20 protein-coding genes and 1 riboswitch are annotated in these 18,780 nt (G+C 72.0%); of the genes, 11 read left to right on the forward strand and 9 right to left on the reverse strand.

The window, feature by feature from the left end:
• Nucleotides 1-12: 12 nt before the first annotated feature.
• A riboswitch (cobalamin riboswitch) is annotated at nucleotides 13-154 on the reverse strand.
• Nucleotides 155-245: 91 nt separating this feature from the next.
• From ASC99_RS35485 to ASC99_RS35495, 3 genes are read left to right on the forward strand one after another with little or no spacing between them, the layout of a single operon-like run.
• Nucleotides 246-1,448 carry a cobalamin biosynthesis protein CobG gene (locus ASC99_RS35485; RefSeq protein WP_235502938.1) on the forward strand — a complete coding sequence of 401 codons (1,203 nt, stop codon included), beginning with the start codon at nucleotides 246-248 and terminating at the stop codon, nucleotides 1,446-1,448.
• On the forward strand, nucleotides 1,445-2,071 hold the full coding sequence (locus ASC99_RS35490) for a precorrin-8X methylmutase (RefSeq protein WP_057239921.1): 627 nt from the start codon (nucleotides 1,445-1,447) through the stop codon (nucleotides 2,069-2,071). Before ASC99_RS35485 ends, ASC99_RS35490 begins: the two co-directional genes overlap by 4 nt.
• Nucleotides 2,068-3,576, forward strand: coding sequence for a precorrin-2 C(20)-methyltransferase (locus ASC99_RS35495; protein WP_057239923.1), 1,509 nt, complete (start codon nucleotides 2,068-2,070; stop codon nucleotides 3,574-3,576). Before ASC99_RS35490 ends, ASC99_RS35495 begins: the two co-directional genes overlap by 4 nt.
• A gap of 34 nt (nucleotides 3,577-3,610) precedes the next feature.
• On the opposite strand, the gene ASC99_RS35500 is transcribed toward ASC99_RS35495, so the two are convergent.
• Nucleotides 3,611-4,165, reverse strand: coding sequence for a hypothetical protein (locus ASC99_RS35500; RefSeq protein WP_057239925.1), 555 nt, complete (start codon nucleotides 4,163-4,165; stop codon nucleotides 3,611-3,613).
• 81 nt (nucleotides 4,166-4,246) lie between these two features.
• Between ASC99_RS35500 and ASC99_RS35505 the strand changes: the two genes are divergently transcribed.
• Nucleotides 4,247-5,143: a S41 family peptidase gene (locus tag ASC99_RS35505; protein WP_057239928.1), complete on the forward strand. Its 897-nt coding sequence runs from the start codon at nucleotides 4,247-4,249 to the stop codon at nucleotides 5,141-5,143.
• Here the strand turns inward: ASC99_RS35505 and ASC99_RS35510 are convergent.
• Nucleotides 5,114-5,857: a cobalt-precorrin-6A reductase gene (locus tag ASC99_RS35510; RefSeq protein WP_057239930.1), complete on the reverse strand. Its 744-nt coding sequence runs from the start codon at nucleotides 5,855-5,857 to the stop codon at nucleotides 5,114-5,116. The genes ASC99_RS35505 and ASC99_RS35510 overlap by 30 nt on opposite strands.
• Before the next feature lie 20 nt (nucleotides 5,858-5,877).
• Here ASC99_RS35510 and ASC99_RS35515 point away from each other — a divergent pair, with 20 nt between their 5' ends.
• Nucleotides 5,878-6,987, forward strand: a complete 1,110-nt coding sequence (locus ASC99_RS35515) for a cobalt-precorrin-5B (C(1))-methyltransferase (protein WP_057239932.1) — start codon at nucleotides 5,878-5,880, stop codon at nucleotides 6,985-6,987.
• Nucleotides 6,988-7,000: 13 nt separating this feature from the next.
• Here ASC99_RS35515 and ASC99_RS35520 read toward each other — a convergent pair whose 3' ends face one another.
• On the reverse strand, nucleotides 7,001-7,438 hold the full coding sequence (locus tag ASC99_RS35520) for a nuclear transport factor 2 family protein (protein WP_057239934.1): 438 nt from the start codon (nucleotides 7,436-7,438) through the stop codon (nucleotides 7,001-7,003).
• Nucleotides 7,439-7,525: 87 nt separating this feature from the next.
• Between ASC99_RS35520 and ASC99_RS35525 the strand changes: the two genes are divergently transcribed.
• The 5 genes from ASC99_RS35525 (at nucleotide 7,526) to ASC99_RS35545 (ending at nucleotide 11,729) form a co-directional block, all read left to right on the forward strand.
• Entirely contained in the window at nucleotides 7,526-8,098 is a 573-nt protein-coding gene (locus ASC99_RS35525) for a PadR family transcriptional regulator (protein ID WP_057239936.1), read from the forward strand.
• Entirely contained in the window at nucleotides 8,082-8,882 is an 801-nt protein-coding gene (locus ASC99_RS35530; protein WP_057239938.1) for an SGNH/GDSL hydrolase family protein, read from the forward strand. The genes ASC99_RS35525 and ASC99_RS35530 overlap by 17 nt, the downstream gene beginning before the upstream one ends.
• A gap of 122 nt (nucleotides 8,883-9,004) precedes the next feature.
• Nucleotides 9,005-9,721 (forward strand): molybdopterin-dependent oxidoreductase, encoded by a 717-nt coding sequence (locus ASC99_RS35535; RefSeq protein WP_057240059.1) that lies wholly within the window; start codon nucleotides 9,005-9,007, stop codon nucleotides 9,719-9,721.
• Complete coding sequence (locus ASC99_RS35540) at nucleotides 9,702-10,307, forward strand: cytochrome b/b6 domain-containing protein (protein WP_057239939.1); 606 nt, start codon at nucleotides 9,702-9,704, stop codon at nucleotides 10,305-10,307. Before ASC99_RS35535 ends, ASC99_RS35540 begins: the two co-directional genes overlap by 20 nt.
• Before the next feature lie 144 nt (nucleotides 10,308-10,451).
• Nucleotides 10,452-11,729 (forward strand): transposase, encoded by a 1,278-nt coding sequence (locus ASC99_RS35545; RefSeq protein ID WP_235502937.1) that lies wholly within the window; start codon nucleotides 10,452-10,454, stop codon nucleotides 11,727-11,729.
• Here ASC99_RS35545 and cobM read toward each other — a convergent pair.
• The 3 genes from cobM to ASC99_RS35560 form a co-directional block, all read right to left on the reverse strand.
• The gene (cobM, locus tag ASC99_RS35550; protein ID WP_057239941.1) at nucleotides 11,672-12,445 is read right to left on the reverse strand and encodes a precorrin-4 C(11)-methyltransferase; all 774 of its coding nucleotides are present in this window, start codon (nucleotides 12,443-12,445) and stop codon (nucleotides 11,672-11,674) included. The genes ASC99_RS35545 and cobM overlap by 58 nt on opposite strands.
• Nucleotides 12,442-13,689, reverse strand: coding sequence for a precorrin-6y C5,15-methyltransferase (decarboxylating) subunit CbiE (cbiE, locus tag ASC99_RS35555; RefSeq protein ID WP_235502936.1), 1,248 nt, complete (start codon nucleotides 13,687-13,689; stop codon nucleotides 12,442-12,444). Before cbiE ends, cobM begins: the two co-directional genes overlap by 4 nt.
• Nucleotides 13,690-13,860: 171 nt before the next feature.
• Nucleotides 13,861-14,202, reverse strand: a complete 342-nt coding sequence (locus ASC99_RS35560; RefSeq protein ID WP_057239944.1) for a DUF5713 family protein — start codon at nucleotides 14,200-14,202, stop codon at nucleotides 13,861-13,863.
• A gap of 102 nt (nucleotides 14,203-14,304) precedes the next feature.
• On the opposite strand from ASC99_RS35560, the gene ASC99_RS35565 reads away from it, so the two are divergent.
• Nucleotides 14,305-14,730 (forward strand): hypothetical protein, encoded by a 426-nt coding sequence (locus ASC99_RS35565; protein ID WP_057239946.1) that lies wholly within the window; start codon nucleotides 14,305-14,307, stop codon nucleotides 14,728-14,730.
• 69 nt (nucleotides 14,731-14,799) lie between these two features.
• Here ASC99_RS35565 and ASC99_RS35570 read toward each other — a convergent pair whose 3' ends face one another.
• The 3 genes from ASC99_RS35570 to ASC99_RS35580 all read right to left on the reverse strand — a co-directional run bounded on the left by ASC99_RS35570 (nucleotide 14,800) and on the right by ASC99_RS35580 (nucleotide 18,775).
• Nucleotides 14,800-15,561: a DUF4239 domain-containing protein gene (locus ASC99_RS35570; protein WP_057239947.1), complete on the reverse strand. Its 762-nt coding sequence runs from the start codon at nucleotides 15,559-15,561 to the stop codon at nucleotides 14,800-14,802.
• 68 nt (nucleotides 15,562-15,629) lie between these two features.
• Nucleotides 15,630-16,373 (reverse strand): hypothetical protein, encoded by a 744-nt coding sequence (locus ASC99_RS39255; protein WP_157531952.1) that lies wholly within the window; start codon nucleotides 16,371-16,373, stop codon nucleotides 15,630-15,632.
• Nucleotides 16,374-16,531: 158 nt separating this feature from the next.
• Entirely contained in the window at nucleotides 16,532-18,775 is a 2,244-nt protein-coding gene (locus tag ASC99_RS35580) for a germacradienol/geosmin synthase (protein ID WP_235502935.1), read from the reverse strand.
• Nucleotides 18,776-18,780: the final 5 nt, after the last annotated feature.

The following is an 18,780-nucleotide window of genomic DNA, read 5'->3' on the forward strand; positions in this document are numbered from 1 at the left end:
CGAGGTCCGCGCCCCGGGCAGTGTGAGGACGGCAGGAGTTCCTGGCTTCCACGGCTGAGCCGTGGTCACAGTGGCGGGACCGCACCGGGTTCGCACCGGTTTCCTCCACTTTGCCGTCGCTGGCGGTGGCCGGACCGCGAGGCCCGTCCGGTGAGCATCGTACGGGGTGCGGTCCGGGAATGGACCAGGGCTACGTGATGCACCGGACAGCGGCAAACCGCCTGATCGTCGGTATGCTCGCCGCCATGCCACCCACGCCAGCCGCTGCCGAACCACGTCCCGGTCCGTCCGACCGGGCGGGTGGCGACGCCTGCCCGGGGGCGCTCCGTCTGCATACGGCCGACGACGGCGCGCTGGCCCGGGTCCGGCTGCCCGGCGGGGTGCTGACGGACCGTCAGGCGCTGGTGCTGGCCGAGCTGGCCGAGCGGCTGGGTGACGGCGCGCTGGAGCTGACCTCGCGTGGGAACGTCCAACTGCGCGGCCTGCCCGCCGACTCGGGCCCCGAACTGGGCGCCGCGCTGCGGGCGGCCGGGCTGCTGCCGTCGGAGACCCATGAACGGGTCCGCAACATCGTCGCCTCCCCGCTGTCCGGCCTGGACGGTGCCGGGTACGCCGACGTCCGGGGCTGGGTCCGGGAGCTGGACCGGCTGCTGTGTGCGAGTCCGCTCGCGGCGGGCCTGGCCGGGCTCTTCCTGTTCGCGCTGGACGACGGACGTGGTGACGTCGCGGCGCTGGACGCCGATGTGACATTGATCGCAACGCCCGGCGGCGGTGGGCTGCTGCGGCTCGGGCGGGCCGTCACCGCCCGGTGGGTGGCGCCGGGTGACGAGGCGTCGGCGGCGCTCGGCGCTGCCGAGGAGTTCCTCGCCGCGCTAGGAGGGACCAAAGCCTGGTTCGTCCGGGACGCCCCCGAGCTGCTCGACCCCGGCGCCGAACCGCTGCCCGCCCTGACCTGCGCCCCGCCGGAGCCCGGCCCGTTCGTGGGCGGCCTGGTGGTCGGCACCCGGTTCGGGCGGCTGACTGCCGGTCAGCTTCGACAGCTCGCCGGTGCCGCGCCTGAGCTGCGGATCACGCCCTGGCGCAGCGTGGTGCTCCCCGGCGCCGGCGTTCTTGAGCTGCCCGGACTGCGCACTGCCCCGGGCTCGCCCTGGGAACGGGCCACCGCCTGCACCGGGGCGCCGGGCTGCGCCAAGTCGCTCGCCGACGTACGGGCGGACGCGGCGGGGGCGCTCGAGGACGGCGTACCCGGACTGCCGGTGCACTGGTCCGGCTGCGAGCGGCGCTGCGGGCGCCCGGCGGGCCAGTGGGTGGACGTGCTGGCCACTGGGCAGGGCTACCGGGTGACGGTGCATCACGCTGACGGACGGCGTGGTGACGGACAGACTTCGCAGGACCTGACAACGGAGCAGATGGCCGAGGCGGTAGCCGAGGCCCGGAGGACCACGTGATCGAGTACGAGAAGGACGGCGCGGCCATCTACCGCGAGTCCTTTGCCACCATTCGGGCCGAGGCCGAGCTGGCCCACCTGCCGGCCGACGTCTCCCAGGTCGTGGTGCGGATGATCCACGCCTGCGGGATGACCGACCTGGTGCAGGACGTGCTGTACTCGCCCGGGGTGGTCGCCGACGCGCGGGCCGCGCTGCGGGCCGGGGCGCCGATCCTGTGCGACGTGTCGATGGTCGCCAGCGGAGTCACCCGCAAGCGGCTGCCCGCCGACAACCAGGTGATCTGCACGCTGTCCGACCCGTCGGTGCCCGGGTTGGCCAAGGAGATGGGCAACACCCGCAGCGCCGCCGCGATGGAGCTCTGGCTGCCGCACCTGGAGGGCGCGGTGGTCGCCGTCGGCAACGCCCCGACCTCGCTGTTCCGGCTGCTGGAGATGATCGAGGCCGGGGCTCCCCGTCCGGCGGCCGTGATCGGCGTCCCGGTCGGTTTCATCGGCGCGGCCGAGTCCAAGGAGGCGCTGGCCGCGCACCCGTCCGGCCTGGAGCACCTGGTGGTGCGGGGCCGTCGCGGTGGCAGCGCGATAGCCGCCGCGGCGATCAACGCGATTGCGAGCGAAGTCGAATGACGGAACGTACGACCGGCAGGCTGTACGGCGTCGGGCTCGGCCCCGGCGACCCGGAGCTGGTGACCGTCAAGAGCGCCCGGCTGATCGGCGAGGCCGACGTGGTGGCGTACCACAGCGCCCGGCACGGGCGTTCGATCGCCCGCTCGATCGCGGCGCCGTACTTCCGCGAGGGCGTGGTCGAGGAGAAGCTGGTCTACCCGATCACGGTCGAGACCACCGACCACCCGGGCGGCTACCGGGGCGCGCTGGACGAGTTCTACGAGCAGGCCGCCGACCGGCTGGCCGCGCACCTGGACGCGGGCCGCACGGTGGTGGTGCTGGCCGAGGGCGATCCGCTGTTCTACGGCTCGTACCAGCACATGCACAAGCGCCTCGCGCACCGCTACCCGACCGAGGTGGTGCCCGGGGTGACCTCGGTCAGCGCTGCGGCCGCCCGGCTGGGCAAGGCGCTGGTGGAGGCCGAGGAGGTGCTCACCATCCTGCCCGGCACTTTGCCGGAGGAGGAGCTGACGGCCCGTCTGGCCTCCGCCGACTCGGCCGTGGTGATGAAGCTCGGCCGGACCTTCCCGACCGTGCGCCGGGCGCTGGAGCGCTCGGGCCGGCTGGCCGAGGCGCACTACGTCGAGCGGGCCACCATGCCGGGCGAGCGCACCGCGCCGCTGGCGGAGGTGGACCCCGCCTCGGTGCCGTACTTCTCGGTCGCCGTGCTGCCCAGTCGGGTCGCGGCCGGTGCTTCGGCGCCTGCGTACGACGGCCCCGGCGAGGTGGTGGTGATCGGCACCGGACCGGCCGGACCGCTCTGGCTGACGCCCGAGGCGCGCGGTGAACTCGCCGCCGCCACCGACCTGGTGGGCTACACCACGTACATCGACCGGGTGCCGGTCCGGGCCGGGCAGATGCGGCACGGTTCGGACAACAAGGTGGAGGCCGAGCGCGCCGAGTTCGCCCTCGACCTGGCCCGGCGGGGTCACCGGGTCGCGGTGGTCTCCTCCGGTGACCCGGGCGTCTTCGCGATGGCCACCGCCGTGCTCGAGGCGGCCTGCGCCGACCCGTACCGTTCGGTGCCGGTGCGGATCGTCCCCGGTATGACGGCCGCGCACGCCGCCGCCTCCCGGGCCGGCGCCCCGCTCGGCCACGACTACGCCGTGGTCTCGCTCTCCGACCGGCTCAAGCCCTGGGAGGTGGTGGCGGCCCGGCTGCGCGCCGCCGCGCAGGCCGACCTGGTGCTGGCGCTCTACAACCCCGGCTCGCAGTCCCGCACCACCCAGGTCGGGCTGGCCCGCGACCTGCTGCTGGAGCACCGCGCCGCCGACACCCCGGTGGTGATGGCCCGTGACGTCGGCGGCCCGACCGAGCGGGTCCGCACGGTGAAGCTCGGCGAGCTGGACCCGGCGGAGGTCGACATGCGGACCATCCTGCTGATCGGCTCCTCGCAGACCCAGGCGGTGGCCCGGGACAACGGCACCGAGGTGGTCTGGACTCCGCGCCGCTACCCGGAGGCGTGACCCCGGGGCCGCGTCCATGGACGCGGCCCCGGGCTCAGGGGAGTGGGAGGGTGTGGGTCCAGGTGCCGTTGTCTTTGCGGACGGTGATCCGGTCCGGGCCGCTCCAGGCTGCGGACTCGAAGCTGCCGTGGCCCGGGAACCCTTCCCGGAAGTCGTCGACCTGCCAACGGCGGAGGGACCAACCGGTGCCGGTCTCCACGGTGATCGTCCAGGACTGGGACTCGGACTCCGAGCCGAGGTTGCCGTGGTGGGTCACCACGAGCACCCGGTCCGGCACGGCGGGGTTGGGCTGACGGGACGTCACCGGGGAGACCGGGGCGGTCCCTGCCACGAGTACGGCGCCGATGGCGTAGAGCAGGGTGGTCGCGGCCAGCAGCCCAGCGACGGTTCGGCCCCTGGTGGTCCGGGCGGCCACCGTCACTACCAGCAGGGCGATCGCCGGGAAGAACGTGATCGCCGGCCGGTACAGCGCGTCAGCGACCAGCGCCCGGCCGCCCGAGTAGTGCTCCACCACGCCCCAGGCGTACGCCCCCAGGGCGAGCAGCGCGGCGAGTACGAGCAGAGCGGGCCAGCGGCGCCGAGGTGTCATGAGTGTCCTTCCCCCGGCGGCACTCTAGCGGCGTGGTTAATGGTTCGTCAGACCACGTGAAGATCCGTAACATTCGCGCCCGTGACTTCAAACATCAAGATTCTCGACGCCGCCCTGACCAAGATCAACGACCGGTACGTCTTCCCCGAGCTGACCTCCGGGATCGAGGACGCGCTGCGCGGGCGAGCGGCGAAGGGCGAGTACGACGGTCTGGGCGGGCCCGAGCTGTGCGCGGCCGTGACCGCGCACCTCCAGGAGGTCCGGCCGGACAAGCACCTGCGGCTGCTCTGGAGCGACGAGGCGGTGCCGGTCGAGAAGGAGGACTCGCCGGAGGAGGAGAAGGAGCGCTGGGCGGAGTACTACCGCAAGGGCAACTTCGGTATCGCCGGGGTCGAGCACCTCGACGGCAACATCGGCTACCTCGACCTGCGGTTCATCCCGGACGCCGACGCGGCCTACCAGGCGATCGGCGCCGCCATGCAGCTGGTCGCGCACACCGACGGCCTGGTGATCGACCTGCGCACCTGCCGGGGTGGCTCGCCGAACGGCGTCGCGCTCTGGTGCAGTTTCTTCTTCGCCGACGACGAGGTGCACCTGAACGACATCTACGACCGGGAGACCGACTCCACCCGGCAGTTCTGGACCTACCCGCACCTCCCGGCGCCGCGCTACCTGGGCCGCCCGGTGACCGTGCTGACCGCCGCCTTCACCTTCTCCGGCGGCGAGGAGTTGGCCTACAACCTGCAGGCCAACAAGCGCGCCACCCTGATCGGCGAGACCACCCGGGGCGGCGCCCACCCCACCGACCGGTTCGCGCTCACCCCGCACATCGCCGTGACGGTGCCGACCGCCCGCTCGATCAACCCGATCACCAAGACCAACTGGGAGGGCGTCGGCGTCGTCCCGGAGATCGCGGTGCCGGCCGAGCAGGCGTTGGAGACGGCGCTCTCACAGCTGCGCGAGCCAGCCCAGGGCTGACAGGACGTCCGGGACCGTCGGCACGCCCGCCGGCGGCTCCGGACGGCTCACCACCACGACCGGCAGTCCGAGTTCGCGGGCGGCGGTGAGCTTGGGGGCGGTGGCCGCGCCGCCGCTGTCCTTGGTGACCAGGACGTCGATCCGGTGCTCGCGGAGCACCGCTCGCTCGCCGTCCAGGGTGAACGGACCTCGGTCGAGCAGTACTTCGGTGTGCGCGGGCATCGGCGGCTCGGGCGCGTCCACCGAGCGGGCCAGGAAGAACAGGCCGTCGAGGGCGGCGAAGGCGGCCAGGCCCTGGCGCCCGGTGGTCAGGAAGATCCGGCCGCCGAGCGTCGGCAGCAGCGCGGCCGCCTCGTCCAGGGAGCCGACCGGGTGCCAGCGGTCCCCGGAAACCGGTACCCAGCTGGGACGACGCAGAGCCAACAGGGGAACATGGACCTCGGCGGCCGCCTCGGCCGCGTTCCGACTGATGGCACTGGCGAAGGGATGGGTGGCGTCGATGACCGCATCCACCGCCTCGGCCCGCAGCCACGCCGCCAGTCCGGCGGGCCCGCCGAAGCCGCCGACCCGGACCTGGCCCTCGGGCAGCCTGGGCTGTGCCACCCGCCCGGCGAGCGAACTGGTGACCCTTGGACCGACCGGCCCGGTACGGTCGGCGAGCGCGGCAGCGAGTTCGCGGGCTTCGGTGGTGCCGCCGAGGATCAGGATGTGCAACGGAACTCCAGGGGACGTACGTGGCTGGTGAGACTACGGGAGGCCGGGCCGGACAGCTGAAGAGCAGCGGCCTCCGGCACGGCTGGACCACCGGCGCCTGCGCGACCGCCGCCACCACGGCGGCCTACACCGCCCTGCTGACCGGCGAGTTCCCCGACCCGGTGACCATCACGCTGCCCAAGGGGCAGCAGCCCGCCTTCGCGCTGGCGGCCGAGCTGCTCGCCGAGGGCCGGGCGATGGCCGCAGTGGTCAAGGATGCCGGGGACGATCCGGACGTCACGCACGGGGCCCTGATCCGCTCCACCGTACGGCTCGGCCCGCCCGGCAGCGGCGTGGTGTTCCGGGCCGGTCCCGGCGTCGGCACGGTCACCAAGGCCGGACTGCCGATCCCGGTCGGCGAGCCTGCCATCAACCCGGTGCCCCGACAGCTGATGCGTGATCACATCGCCGAGGTGGCCGGCCGGCACGGCGGCGCCGGGGACGTCGAGGTGGAGATCTCGGTCGACCACGGCGAGGAGATCGCCCGCTCCACCTGGAACCCCCGGCTCGGCATCCTCGGCGGACTCTCCATCCTGGGGACCACCGGCATCGTGGTGCCGTACTCCTGCTCGGCCTGGATCGACAGCATCCGGCGCGGCGTGGACGTCGCCCGGGCGGCCGGCCGTACCCATGTCGCCGGGTGCACCGGCTCCACCTCGGAGAAGGTCGCCGTCGCGGTGCACGGCCTGCCGGAGGACGCCCTGCTCGACATGGGCGACTTCGCGGGAGCGGTGCTCAAGTACGTCAAGCGCCACCCGGTCGACCGCCTCACCATCGCGGGCGGCTTCGCCAAGCTCTCCAAGCTCGCGGCCGGGCACCTCGACCTGCACTCGGCCCGTTCCCAGGTCGACAAGGGTTTCCTCGCCTCGCTCGCCCGGCAGGGCGGCGCCTCCGTGGAGCTGACGGCGGCGGTGGCGGAGGCGAACACCGCGCTGGAGGCGATCCAACTCTGCTCCGCCGCCGGTGTCCCGCTCGGCGACCTGGTCGCGGCGGGGGCCCGGGCCACCGCGCTCGACGTGCTGCGCGGCGCTCCGGTCGCCGTCGACGTGATCTGCATCGACCGGGCCGGGGTCATCGTGGGCCGGGCCTGAGCGCCGTCGGCGGCTACCGCTCGGGGAACGGGGCGGGGATCAGGCCGTCGGCGACCAGACCGCGCAGGACTGCCTCGGAGAGGGTCTGAACGGCCGTCAGGGGTCGGACCATGACGGTGAACTCGTTGATCCGGCCGTCCGCGTCGAACTGGAGCTGGTCGATGCCGTGGATCTGCCGGCCGTCGACCGTGGTGCGGAACGGCAGGATCACGGCGGGGGCGGCGGGTCCACCGCCGGTGGTCTCGGTGGTGCCCTCGAACTCGCCCAGGTAGCGGAAGTCCTCGAAGGTGCGCAGCAGGACACCGAAGAGCCCGAGTACCAGTGGGCGGCCCTCGAACGGGGTGAACTTCACCGGGCTGTAGAAGCGGATGTCCTCGCTGAACAGGTCTTCCAGGGCGGCGTGTTCGCCCTTCTCGACGGCGGTGCGGAAGCGGTCGGCGGTCGACCTCACGGGTCCTCCTCGATAGTCATCAATCTGACTAGTCACTTTCTTGAGTATGATGCAGCCGCGGACCTCGGAAGGGAAGGGGCGACGGAGATGGCGCTGCGACACGCCGTACTGGCCGCGCTGCTGGACGGCGAGTACAGCGGCTACCAGCTGGCGAAGGCGTTCGACATCGGTGTGGCCAACTTCTGGCACGCGCTGCCCCAGCAGCTCTACGCCGAGCTGGCCAAGCTGGAGAAGGAGGGTCTGCTGTCAGGCCGTCAGGTGCTCCAGGAGGGGCGGCCGAACAAGCGCCTCTTCCGGGTCACCGAGGCCGGCCGGGCCGAACTGGAGGCGTTCGCGGAGACGGTGGCGAAGCCCTCGTTCATCCGGGACGACCTGATGGTGAAGGTGCAGGCCGCCGACCTGATCGGCACCGCAGCGGTGATCGCGCAGCTGGAGGAACGGGCGGAGGTGTCCAAGGGCAAGGTCGAGTTCCTGACCGAGCTGCTCCGGACGCTGCGCGGCGGCGCGGAGGAGGACGAGTACCTGCGTCACGGCGAGCGGATCGGGCCGTACCTGACCTGTCTGCGCGGCGTGGCGTTCGAACAGGAGACCCGGGACTGGTGCCTGCGCATCGCGGCCGTCCTCAGAGCGCGACAGGAGAACCGTGCCGAACACGCCTGACCCCCGACCCCGTACCTACCTCCGCTACGTCGCCCTCGGCGACAGCCAGACCGAGGGCGTCGGCGACGGGGACGACACCGTCGGTCTGCGTGGCTGGGCGGACCGGCTGGCCGAGCAGCTGGCCGCCGCCGACCCCGCCGTGCAGTACGCCAACCTGGCCGTCCGGGGCCGGCTCGCCGGGCAGGTCCGGGCCGAACAGCTCGGCCCCGCGCTCGCGCTCCGCCCCGACCTGGCCACCGTGGTAGCCGGGGTCAACGACCTGCTCCGGCCCGGTTTCGACCCGGCACGGGTGGCGGGCGAGCTGGAGGAGATGTTCGCCGCCCTCACCGGGGCGGGGGCGCAGGTCGCCACCGTGACCTTCCCCGACGTCGGACGGATCGTCAGGCTGGCCAAGCCGCTGCGCCCCCGGGTCCTGGAGCTGAACGACCACATCCGGGCCGCCGCCGCCCGGCACGGCGTCGTGGTGGCCGAGACCGCCCTGCCGGAGGCCTCCACCGACCCTCGGATGTGGAGCACCGACCGCCTGCACGCCTCCCCGCTCGGCCACCAGCGGATCGCCGACGCCGTGGCCGATGCCCTCGGCCTCCCCGGCAGCGACGACGGCTGGACCCGGGGGCTGCCCCCGCAGCCCGTGCCCGGAGCCCTGCGGGCCACCGCCGCCGAACTCCGCTGGGCCGGCGCCTTCCTCGGCCCCTGGCTCGCCCGCCGCATCCGCGGCCGCTCCTCCGGTGACGGTCGCACCGCCCGCCGCCCGGCCCTCCTGCCGGTCGGCACTGCGGGCTGACCGGCCGGCCGCCGGTTCGGGGCTCGTCGTTCGGGCACCCAGGCGTTCGGGAGAGATGACGAGAGTCTGACGTCCGGTTGTCGGCTCTGGCCAAGGGCGGCTGGGGCTGGTCGAATCACTGTGTGACGGATGACCGTGGGACATCGGGCCGAGGTGCGCCGGTCGGGCGGCGGGTGGTGCTCGCCATGCTGGGGCTGGGGGTGGCGGGGGTCGCCGCCGGGCCCTACCTGCAGCGCGGCGTGGAGGCCGTGACCAGCAAGGACCCGACCGGGCTGACCGGCCTGCTGCCCGGGGGTGGCGGCTTCCGGTACTACTCGGTGGTCAGCTCGGTGCGGCCCCGGACGGCGGCCGACTACACCCTGACCGTGGACGGCCTGGTGGACCGTCCGGCGAGCTACCGGCTGCCCGAGCTGCAGGCACTGCCGCAGCGACGGATCGTCCGCGACGTGCAGTGCGTGACCGGCTGGCGGGTGCCCGCCACCCCCTTCGAGGGTGTCCGGCTGGCGGACCTGCTGGACGCCGCCGGGGTCCGGGCGGAGGCCACCGCCGTACGGTTCAGCTGTTTCGACGGCGCGTACACCGAGAGCCTGACGCTCGATCAGGCCCGCCGGGACGACGTCCTGGTGGCGCTGCGGATGCAGGACGCCCCGGTGAGCCACGACCACGGCGGCCCGGTCCGGCTGTACGTGGCACCGATGTACTTCTACAAGTCGGCGAAGTGGCTCTCGGGGATCACCGTGACCTCCGCCGTCGAGCCCGGCTACTGGGAGCGGCTCGGCTACGACGTCGACGCCTGGGTCGGCAAGTCGAACGGACGTGATGATGCCCCGACCACCTGAGACCGAGCGCGTCCCCCGGTTCGGACCGGCGCAGCGGCGGGTGCACCGGGCGACCGCCGCGCTGATGCTGAGCTGCCTGGTGACGGCGGCCTTCCTGTACTACCCACCGCTGTCCCAACTGGTCGGCCGACGGCGGCTGGTGGTGCTGGTGCACGAGTGGTCCGGCCTGCTGCTGCCGGTGCCGCTGCTGCTCGGCCTGGTCTCCCACGCGCTGCGCGCCGACCTGACCCGGCTGAACCGCTTCACGGCGATCGACCGGGACTGGCTGCGGGCGGTGCGGCAGCGCTCGTACCGTCGCCCGGCGGGCAAGTTCAACGCGGGCCAGAAGCTGTACGCGGCGTTCACGGCCGGGGCGGTGCTGGTGATGCTCGGCACCGGGCTGCTGATGTGGTTCACCCACCTCGCCCCGCTGCTCTGGCGCACCGGCGCCACCTTCGTCCACGACTGGCTCGCGGTGGCCGTGGCGATCGCGGTCACCGGTCACATCTGGCTGGCCGTCAAGGACCCGGAGGCCCGACGCGGCATGCGCACCGGCAGCGTGGACCGAGCCTGGGCGACCCGTGAGCACCCCGACTGGGAGGATTGACCGGGCTTGCAGTGGACTCTTGCGAGGAACCCCGGGCGTTCACGCTCAGGAGGAATCGCATCCTTCACTCGTAGGCGCGGAGCGACGGAGTCATCTTCGTTGCCCTGTCCGGGCGTTGTCAGTGCGGACTGTTACGTTCTCCGCGTGAAGATCGTGACGCGGGTGAAACTCCTGCCGCCGCCCGAACAGGCGATGGTGCTGGAGCGCACCCTGCGTACGGTCAACGACGCGGCGAACGGGGTTTCGTCCGTGGCGTTCGAGCGCGGCGTTCCGCGTGAGTACGAGTTGCGTAAGCACACCTACGCCGAGTTGAAGGCGCGAGGGCTGGGGGCCCAGGCGGCCCAGCACACGATCAAGAAGACATGTGACGCTTATACGACGTTGAAGGCCAACCTGCGGGCCGGGAATTTGGGCAAGCCGGGCTCGAAGCGCCGGGGCAAGGTGGAGTCCAAGCCGATCATGTTCCGCCCGGAGGCCGCACAGCCCTATGACGACCGGTGTCTCTCCTGGCAGTTGGACGCCGGGACGGTGTCGATCTGGACCATCGCCGGGCGACTCAAAGGCGTTCGGTTCGCCTGCTCGCCGGAGGCGCTAAAGATGCTCCGCAAGCACCGCAAGGGTGAGTCCGACCTCATCGAACGTAACGGCGTGTTCTACCTGGTCGCTACCTGCGACGTGCCCGAGGCCCCGCTGAACGAGAACCCGGCTGGGTTCGTCGGTGTGGACCTGGGGATCGTCAACATCGCCACCACGTCCGCCGGATACCGGGCCGCCAGCCGGGGCCTGAACCGATATCGCAACCGGCAGCTCGACCTGCGGCAGAAGCTTCAGGCCAAGGGCACCAAGTCCGCGAAGCGTCTCCTCAAGAAGCGCTCCCGGAAGGAAGCCCGGCACAGCGCCAACGTCAACCACATCGTCTCCAAGACCATCGTCACCGCCGCTGAACGCACCGGCTCCGGTATCGCCCTGGAAGACCTAACGGGCATCCGCACCCGGGTACGGCTCCGAAAGACACAGCGGACATCCTTGCACTCGTGGAGCTTCCAGCAACTCGGCCAGTACATCGCGTACAAGGCCAAGCGCGCCGGGGTGCCGCTGGTGTACGTCGACCCGGCATACACCAGCCAGCAGTGCTCCGAGTGCCATCACATCGAGCGGAAGAACCGCGTCGATCAGGCAACCTTCGCGTGCCGGTCCTGCGGGACGGTCATGCACGCGGACCACAACGCGTCCCGCAACATCGCCCGCAGGGGCGGCGTGGTGTGGACTGCGGGGCGTGAGTCACGCGTCCCAGCACCCGCACGGGTGCTCAGACGGAGGAGGCCACGCGACAGCCAGTCGCGCCCTACCTCCAAGCCCGGCCTTCACGGCCGGGTCAAAGTTGACTCGCAGACGTGGTCGCGGTCGCGGTCCGCCGAGTAGAGGTGGCTGTCGGGGAACTGCGAGGCGCCCAGGGTGCGGCCGACCAGGATGACGGCGGTGCGGAGTACGCCCGCCTCCTTGACCTGGCCCGCGATGTCGCCGAGGGTGCCGCGCAGCACCAGCTCGTCCGGGCGGCTGGCCATCGCGACCACGGCGGCCGGGCAGTCCGCGCCGTAGTGCGGGAGGAGCTCCTCGACCACGCTCTCCACGTAGCGGGTCGCCAGGTGCAGCACCAGCAGGGCGCCGCTGCGCCCCAGGGTGGCCAGGTCCTCGCCCTCGGGCATCGGGGTGGCCTGGCGGGAGACCCGGGTGAGGATGACGGTCTGACCCACCGTCGGGACGGTCAGTTCGCGCTTGAGCGCGGCCGCGGCAGCGGCGAAGGCGGGGACGCCGGGGATCACCTCGTACGGGACGCCCGCCGCGTCGAGGCGTCGCATCTGCTCGGCGACCGCGCTGAACACGGAGGGGTCGCCGGAGTGCAGCCGGGCCACGTCCTGGCCGGCCTGGTGGGCGCGGACCAGTTCGGCGACGATCTGATCGAGGTTCAGGTCGGCGGTGTCGACCAGCCGGGCGTCGGGCGGGCACTCGGCGAGCAGCTCGCGCGGTACCAGGCTGCCCGCGTACAGGCAGACCGGGCTGGCGGCGATCCGGCGCTGGCCGCGCAGGGTGATCAGGTCGGCGGCGCCGGGGCCCGCGCCGATGAAGTAGACGGTCATTCCGTGTTGGTCCTTTCCTTGACCACCGACCACTGGGTGACCGGCATCGCCTGGCGCCAGCCGGTGAAGCCGCCGACCGGGACGGCGTGCGACACCGCCAGCCGGAGCAGTTCGCCGCCGTGCCGTCGGTACCACTCGGTGAGCAGCGCCTCGGACTCCAGCGTCACGGTGTTGGCGACCAGCCGTCCGCCCGGCGGGAGCGCTGCCCAGCAGGCGTCCAGCAGGCCGGGGGCGGTGAGGCCGCCGCCGACGAAGATCGCGTCCGGGGTCGGCAGGCCGTCCAGCGCGGAGGGCGCGGGGCCGGTGACCACCTGGAGCCGGGGCACGCCGAGGGCGGCGGCGTTGCGGGTGATCCGCTCGGCCCGTACCGGGGAGCGTTCGACGCTGACGGCCTGACAGTCGCGGTGTGCGCGTAGCCACTCGATCGCGATCGAGCCGGAGCCGCCGCCGATGTCCCAGAGCAGTTCGCCGGGTGCCGGGGCGAGGGTGGCCAGGGTGGCGGCCCGGACGTGACGCTTGGTCAGCTGGCCGTCCGACTCGTAGGCGTCGTCGGGCAGGCCGGGCACGACGGAGCTGCGGGGTCCGTCCTCGGCGCAGTCCAGGGCGATCACGTTGAGCGGGTCGCCGGGTGGGTGCGGCCAGTCGGCGGCGGTGCCTGTCAGCTGGTGCTCAGCAGGGCCGCCGAGCTGTTCGAGTACGCGGAGCCGGGACGCGCCCCAGCCCTGACGGGCCAGCAGACCGGCGACGGCGGCGGGGGTGGCGGCGTCCGCACTGAGCACCAGGACGCGACGGCCGGGGTTCAGCGCCAGGTTCAGCGTCTCCAGCGGCCGGCCGACCAGGCTGACCACCTCGGTGGACTCCAGCGGCCAGCCCAGCCGGGCGCAGGCGTACGAGAGGGAGGAGGGATGCGGCAGGACGTTCAGCCGTTCGGCGCCTGCCACCTCGGCGAGGGCCCGGCCGATCCCGAAGAACATCGGGTCGCCGCTGGCCAGCACCGCCAGGCCCTGCCCGGCATGCTCGGCCAGCAACCCGGGGACGGCGGGCCGCAGCGGCGTGGGCCAGGCGATCCGGACCGCCGTCACCTCGGCAGGCAGCAACTCGAGTTGGCGCGGCCCACCGAGCACCACCCGGGCCGCCCGCAACGCCGCCCTGGCCTGTTCCCCGAGCCCGGCCCAGCCGTCGGCCCCGATCCCCGCCACCACAATCGGCGGCCCGGGCGGCAGAACGGGCAGGACGCTGCTCAACACGGACTCCTCATCAGGGAACACGCAGGTCGGAAGGGGCACCCGGCAGCCTACCCGGGCCCCACCGAGGCACCCGCAGCGCCTGTCGGTGCCTCGCTCGGGGGCGGCGGATGTGTTCGTGCTCTTCGCGGGTGAGGATCTGGTTCTGGGTGGGGAGTCCGATGCCCGGTGTCACCAGTTCCGGCCGGAGATCAGCTCCTCCGCGTCCGCGTCCGTGAATCCGTAGGCGTTGGCCACGAACCAGAAGTCCCCGCCGATCTCCTCCCGGGCCACCGTCTCGATCTCGCTGTCCGCCGCCTCGAACTCGGCCTCCAGCGCGTTGAACTCCTCGGTCGCGGCTCCGGTGAGCAGGTACAGCGCGGGCAGGTCAGCCGGCCGCTCCGCTTCGATCCGCTCGCACAGCCGCAGCAGGATCGCCTTGCCCAGGTCGAGCACGTGGTCCGGGTAGTAGTCGTCCCGGTAGAGCCCGCGTAGGAACGGGTGCGCAGCCACCTGCTGGTTGGTGATCGTCATGGCGGCATCCTGTACCGCCGCACTGACACCGCCCGGAAATTCAGTGGCCGACGAGCGGAGCGGGTGGACAGAATGCCGGCATGAACAGTCGACGAAAGGCCCATGGCGCGTAAGCCGCCCGCCCGCGTCCGCGCGGGCCTCGCCCGGGAGCCTCGCGCGGGCGACTACCATCCGCGCCGGGTGGTGCCCGGCCTCTCGGGAACCGCGCAACGGGCGGTCGCCGCGTTCGAGTTGGCGCGCGACCGGCCCGGCGGTATCGCGGCCGCACTGGAGGAGTGGGAACGCTTCGTCCGAAGATCCCCCCAGCACGAGCCTTTCGAGCACAGCGAACAGGCCTTCCACATGATCTGCGAGGACGACGACCTCGGGATGAGCCGGGCTCTGCTCGAACAGGCACTCCGTGCGTTGCCCTCGCGGTCCGCCCGCGAACTCCGTTCCGTGGTGGGTGAAGTGGACCGGATCTACCTCGCCCGGGTCCGCCCGGATCCTCGGTGCAACGGGCGCGAGGACTGGTGGCGCTTCCTGTGACGGACCGGGAGGTACGTGCCAGGGCCCCGCCGGGTTGCTCCGGCGGGGCCCTGGGTGCGCGCTGGTGGGTCAGCTGAGGTTGGGGAAGAGGTCGAGGAAGGGTTGGGCGGTGACCGAGATGCCCCGGCCGTAGGGGTTGTCGAAGTCCCAGATCAGGAAGAGCAGGAAGGCGATCAGGGCGGAGAAGGCGGCGGCCAGCAGCAACTCGCGGGTGGAGCGGCGGATCTGGAGGGCGAAGAGCATGCCGACGGTGACCGCACCGCCGGTCAGCAGGCCGAACCAGACCACGCCCGGCATGGTCGGGCCGACGCTCTGGCCACGGGAGTTGCGGGCCTCGTCGGCGGTGGCGATGCGCTCGAGCATCGGCTGGTAGGCCTGGTTCTCCAGCTCGTTCTCCGGGGCCCTCTCGGTCACCGTGCGGCGCAGCTGGTCGAGCAACTCGGTGCCCTTGGGGGAGAGTTCCTCGTTCGTCGACATGTAGGACCACTCGGTGTCGACCACGTACGAGACGTAGGCGTCGACCTGGCTGCGGACCTTGTCGCGGGCGTCGGGCGGGAGCACCTCGGCCCGGGCGCTCACCTCGTGCAGGGCCTGGGCCTCGCGGAGGGTGTCGGCCTGCGCCGCCCCCATGCCCTCCCAGACGCCGGCGATGGCGAGACCCAGGACGATCGCGTAGACCACGCCGATCATCATGGTCATGTACTCGATGACGTCCGGCGTCTCCGACGGGTCGTCGTCCTCACCGACCCGACGTTGTCGTAGTACGACGACCGCCAGCACCACGGCGCAGACCGCGACCATGGCGATGAGGAGTGCCACCCACTCAGACATGAGAGAGCTCCAATTCGGTTTTCCGGTGAAGGGGAGGTTCGTTCAGGGGGCTTGCCGGGAGCGGGAGTTCAGGACCGGCCACGGCCGCCGCCGGACGAGCGGCCGCGTGGCCGAAGGGCGCCGGCCGCGAGCACGGCCGGGACGGTCACCAGCAGCACGGTCCTGGTCGTCGGCATGCTGGTCCGCTTGGGCGGCTCGACGGCCGCCACCCGGGCCGGGCGGCGGAACGTTACGGCAGGTGCGGGTACGGGACGTGGTGGCGTCACGGTGGGGGTGGGCGTCGGAGTCGGGGTGGCCACCGGGGGTGGGATCACCGCTCGGGTCGGCGTCGGCGACGGGGTCGGACGCGGCGTCACCTTCGGCTTGGGGGCGGCGGGCGATGGCGGCGGCGGTGTGGGAGACGGGGTCGGCGAGGGCTTGGGGGTCGCCGACGGGGACGGCTTGGGCGTGGGCTTCGGCGTAGGCGAAGGGGTAGGCGTGGGCTTCGGCGTAGGCGAAGGGGTAGGCGTGGGCTTCGGCGGGCACGGGTGGTGGTGCGGCGGCCACGGCAAGGGCCAGTGGTCGTGACCGTTCCCCTTGCCACCGCCGTTGCCGTTGCCGAGTGCGAACTCGGCCGTGACCTCGACCGAGACCGGTGCGAGGCCCAACTCGACCCGTACGCACCACCCGTAGGCGTTGCCGGGAGGGTGCCCGTGGTCCTGCGGGGCGCTGGGAGCGGCCCCGGCCAGAGCGGAGCAGAGCGCGGTCGCGCCCGCGACCGTGACGGCTCGCCAGAGCCATCGGCGCGCTGTCGAAGGGGAGTTGTCGCTCACGTGGATGATCACCGAGCGACCGGGTGGATAGGTTCTCCAGTTGGGCACTGAATACCTCGAAAGGGCTAACCGATCGTCAGCCAGTGTGATGACTTCACGAATTGGACGGTGTACCGAAGAAGGGGTCCGGGTGCGAGCACCCGGACCCCGGATCACGATCAGCTGCCGCCGATCAGCTCCAGCACTCTCGCGGCCGACGTACCAAGACCGGTCGGTCCGCCGAGCGGCTGCCGGACCGGGGTGGTGGTCGGGGCGAAGTGCCGCAGCAGCGCGGCCTCGTTGTAACGGTCGCACTCGGAGTGCCAGACCAGGATTCCGTACAGCCAGTGCCGGAGCTCCTGGACGTAACCCTCCAGCTCCCGCCTGGCCTCCGCTTCGAGGTTGAACTCGTCGAGGAGTGCCGGGAGTTCGATCTCTGTCAGGTGCTCGAACTGCTTCATCCGGCTGGTCATCAGGTCGCTCACGATGTCCAGCGCCTGGTGCCGGTCGCAGTCGAGGAAGTTCTGCACCACCAGTACCGCGTTGTGCAGCTCACCCTCGAACTGGATCTCCTTCTGGTAGGAGAAGACGTCGTTCATCATCGCGGCGTAGTCGGCGGCCGCGGCCTCCAGCTCGACGATCGGGGTGGAGGCGAACACCTCGGGCGGGATGCTGTTGCCCCGGGCCAGCCGGGCCAGTGCCATGGTGAGGTCCGAGCCGAAGGTCTGCCGGCGCATCTCGATGTAGTCCACCGGGTCCGGGATGTGGTTCTGGATCTGGTTCGCCAGCTCCCAGAGCCAGCTCTCCAGCATCCGCTCGACCGCGCCCCGGAAGGCCCGGCGGGACTCGACCGGCATCGGGCCCGCCGTCCGCTGCCACAGGTCGGCCAGCGAGATCTCGATCGGGTGCAGCGGGGTGATCGCCGGGGCACCCTCGACCGGCATCAGGCCGAGCATCCGCTGGTGCAGGTGCTTGGCGCCGGTCATGTCGCCGGTGCGGCCGTAGACCAGCGGGTAGAGGTCGTCGCCCCAGGTGCCCCAGGTCAGCCAGGCCGTGGTCAGGTCCAGCTGTTCGAGGGTGGCGTCCGGGTGGATACCGGCCGAGCAGAGTGCGAAGTCGTACGCGCGCAGCTTCTCCTCCGTCCACAGCCCGGATCCGGGCACGCCGGGGACCAGGTCCAGCAGGCCCATCCGGTGCGCCCAGCCGACCACGTTCTCCCTGGCCCGGTCCAGGTGCGGGCTCAGGGCGTTCTTGAACGGCATGTAGAAGTCCGGCAGTTCGCTCGGGCCGACCTGCTCGAACGGTGTCCGGGTGAAGCTGCGCAGCCGGGCCGGCATGGTCCGGGCGACCGAGCCGAACAGCCGGACGGCCGAGGTGCCGAGCCCGGAAGGCCCGCTCAGGAAGCCGGGCAGCGCGGACCCGGCGTTGGCGGCCTCGTTCATGTACCGGCTGGAGCGCAGGTGCCACTCGTGGCCGCCGGACTGCCAGTCCTGCAGCCCCTTGACGTAGGCGAAGACGTCGGCGGCGGCCTTGGCGTCCAGCCCGTTCTCGATCAGGAGCATCGGGACTTCGGTCAGCGCGGTGTGCTCGAACTGCTGGAGCCGGGAGGTCAGGAGATCGTTGACCCGCTCGGCGGCCTCCTGGGTGGAGCAGTTCAGGAACCTCTCCAGCACCAGGATGCCGTTGGAGAGTTCACCCTCGCCCTCGACCTCGCGCTGGTAGGAGAACAGGTCGTTGCGCAGGTGCACCCCGTCCGAGAAGCTGTCCCGCAGCACCTCCATCGGGCGACTGGCGGCGATCACGGCCGGCACCTCGGCGCCCGCCGCATGCTCCACCAGACCGGCCGACCACGGCGCGCCGCCGACCTTGCGGCGCATCGCGATGTACTCGATCGGGTTGGAGACCCGGCCCTCGTTGATGTTGGCGAGCTCCCACATGGACTCGTCCAGCAGCGCCTTGGTGGCCACGGCGAAACGTTCCCGCCAGTCCATCGACATGGCCGGCACGGACCGGGCCCAGAGGTCGGCCAGACCGGCCTCGACCGCGTTGGTCGGCTCCGGATAGCCCCGGCTGTCGTCCAGCGGCATGTAGGCGGGCAGCCGGTCCAGATAGGCCTTGCCGCCGACCAGGTCGCCGCTGCGCTTGAAGATGTCCAGGAAGTGGTCGTCGAAGAAGAACACCCAGACGTACCAGTCGGTGATCAGTGCCAACTCGGCGGCGTCACAGTCCGGGTGGGTGTACGAGCAGAGCAGCGCGTAGTCGTGCCGGTCGAAGTCGTCCTCGTCCCAGATCCCGGAGCCCTCGATCATCACCATCTCGCGGGCCCAGGCCTTGGAGTGCTCGCGGGCGCTCTCCAGATGGGGGTTCAGCCGGGCCGGGTACGGCATGTAGAAGTCCGGCAGTTGGAAGGGTTGCGGCGCCATCGGTG

Origin of the sequence: Kitasatospora sp. Root107, assembly GCF_001424875.1 — a bacterium.
Lineage (GTDB): Bacteria > Actinomycetota > Actinomycetes > Streptomycetales > Streptomycetaceae > Kitasatospora.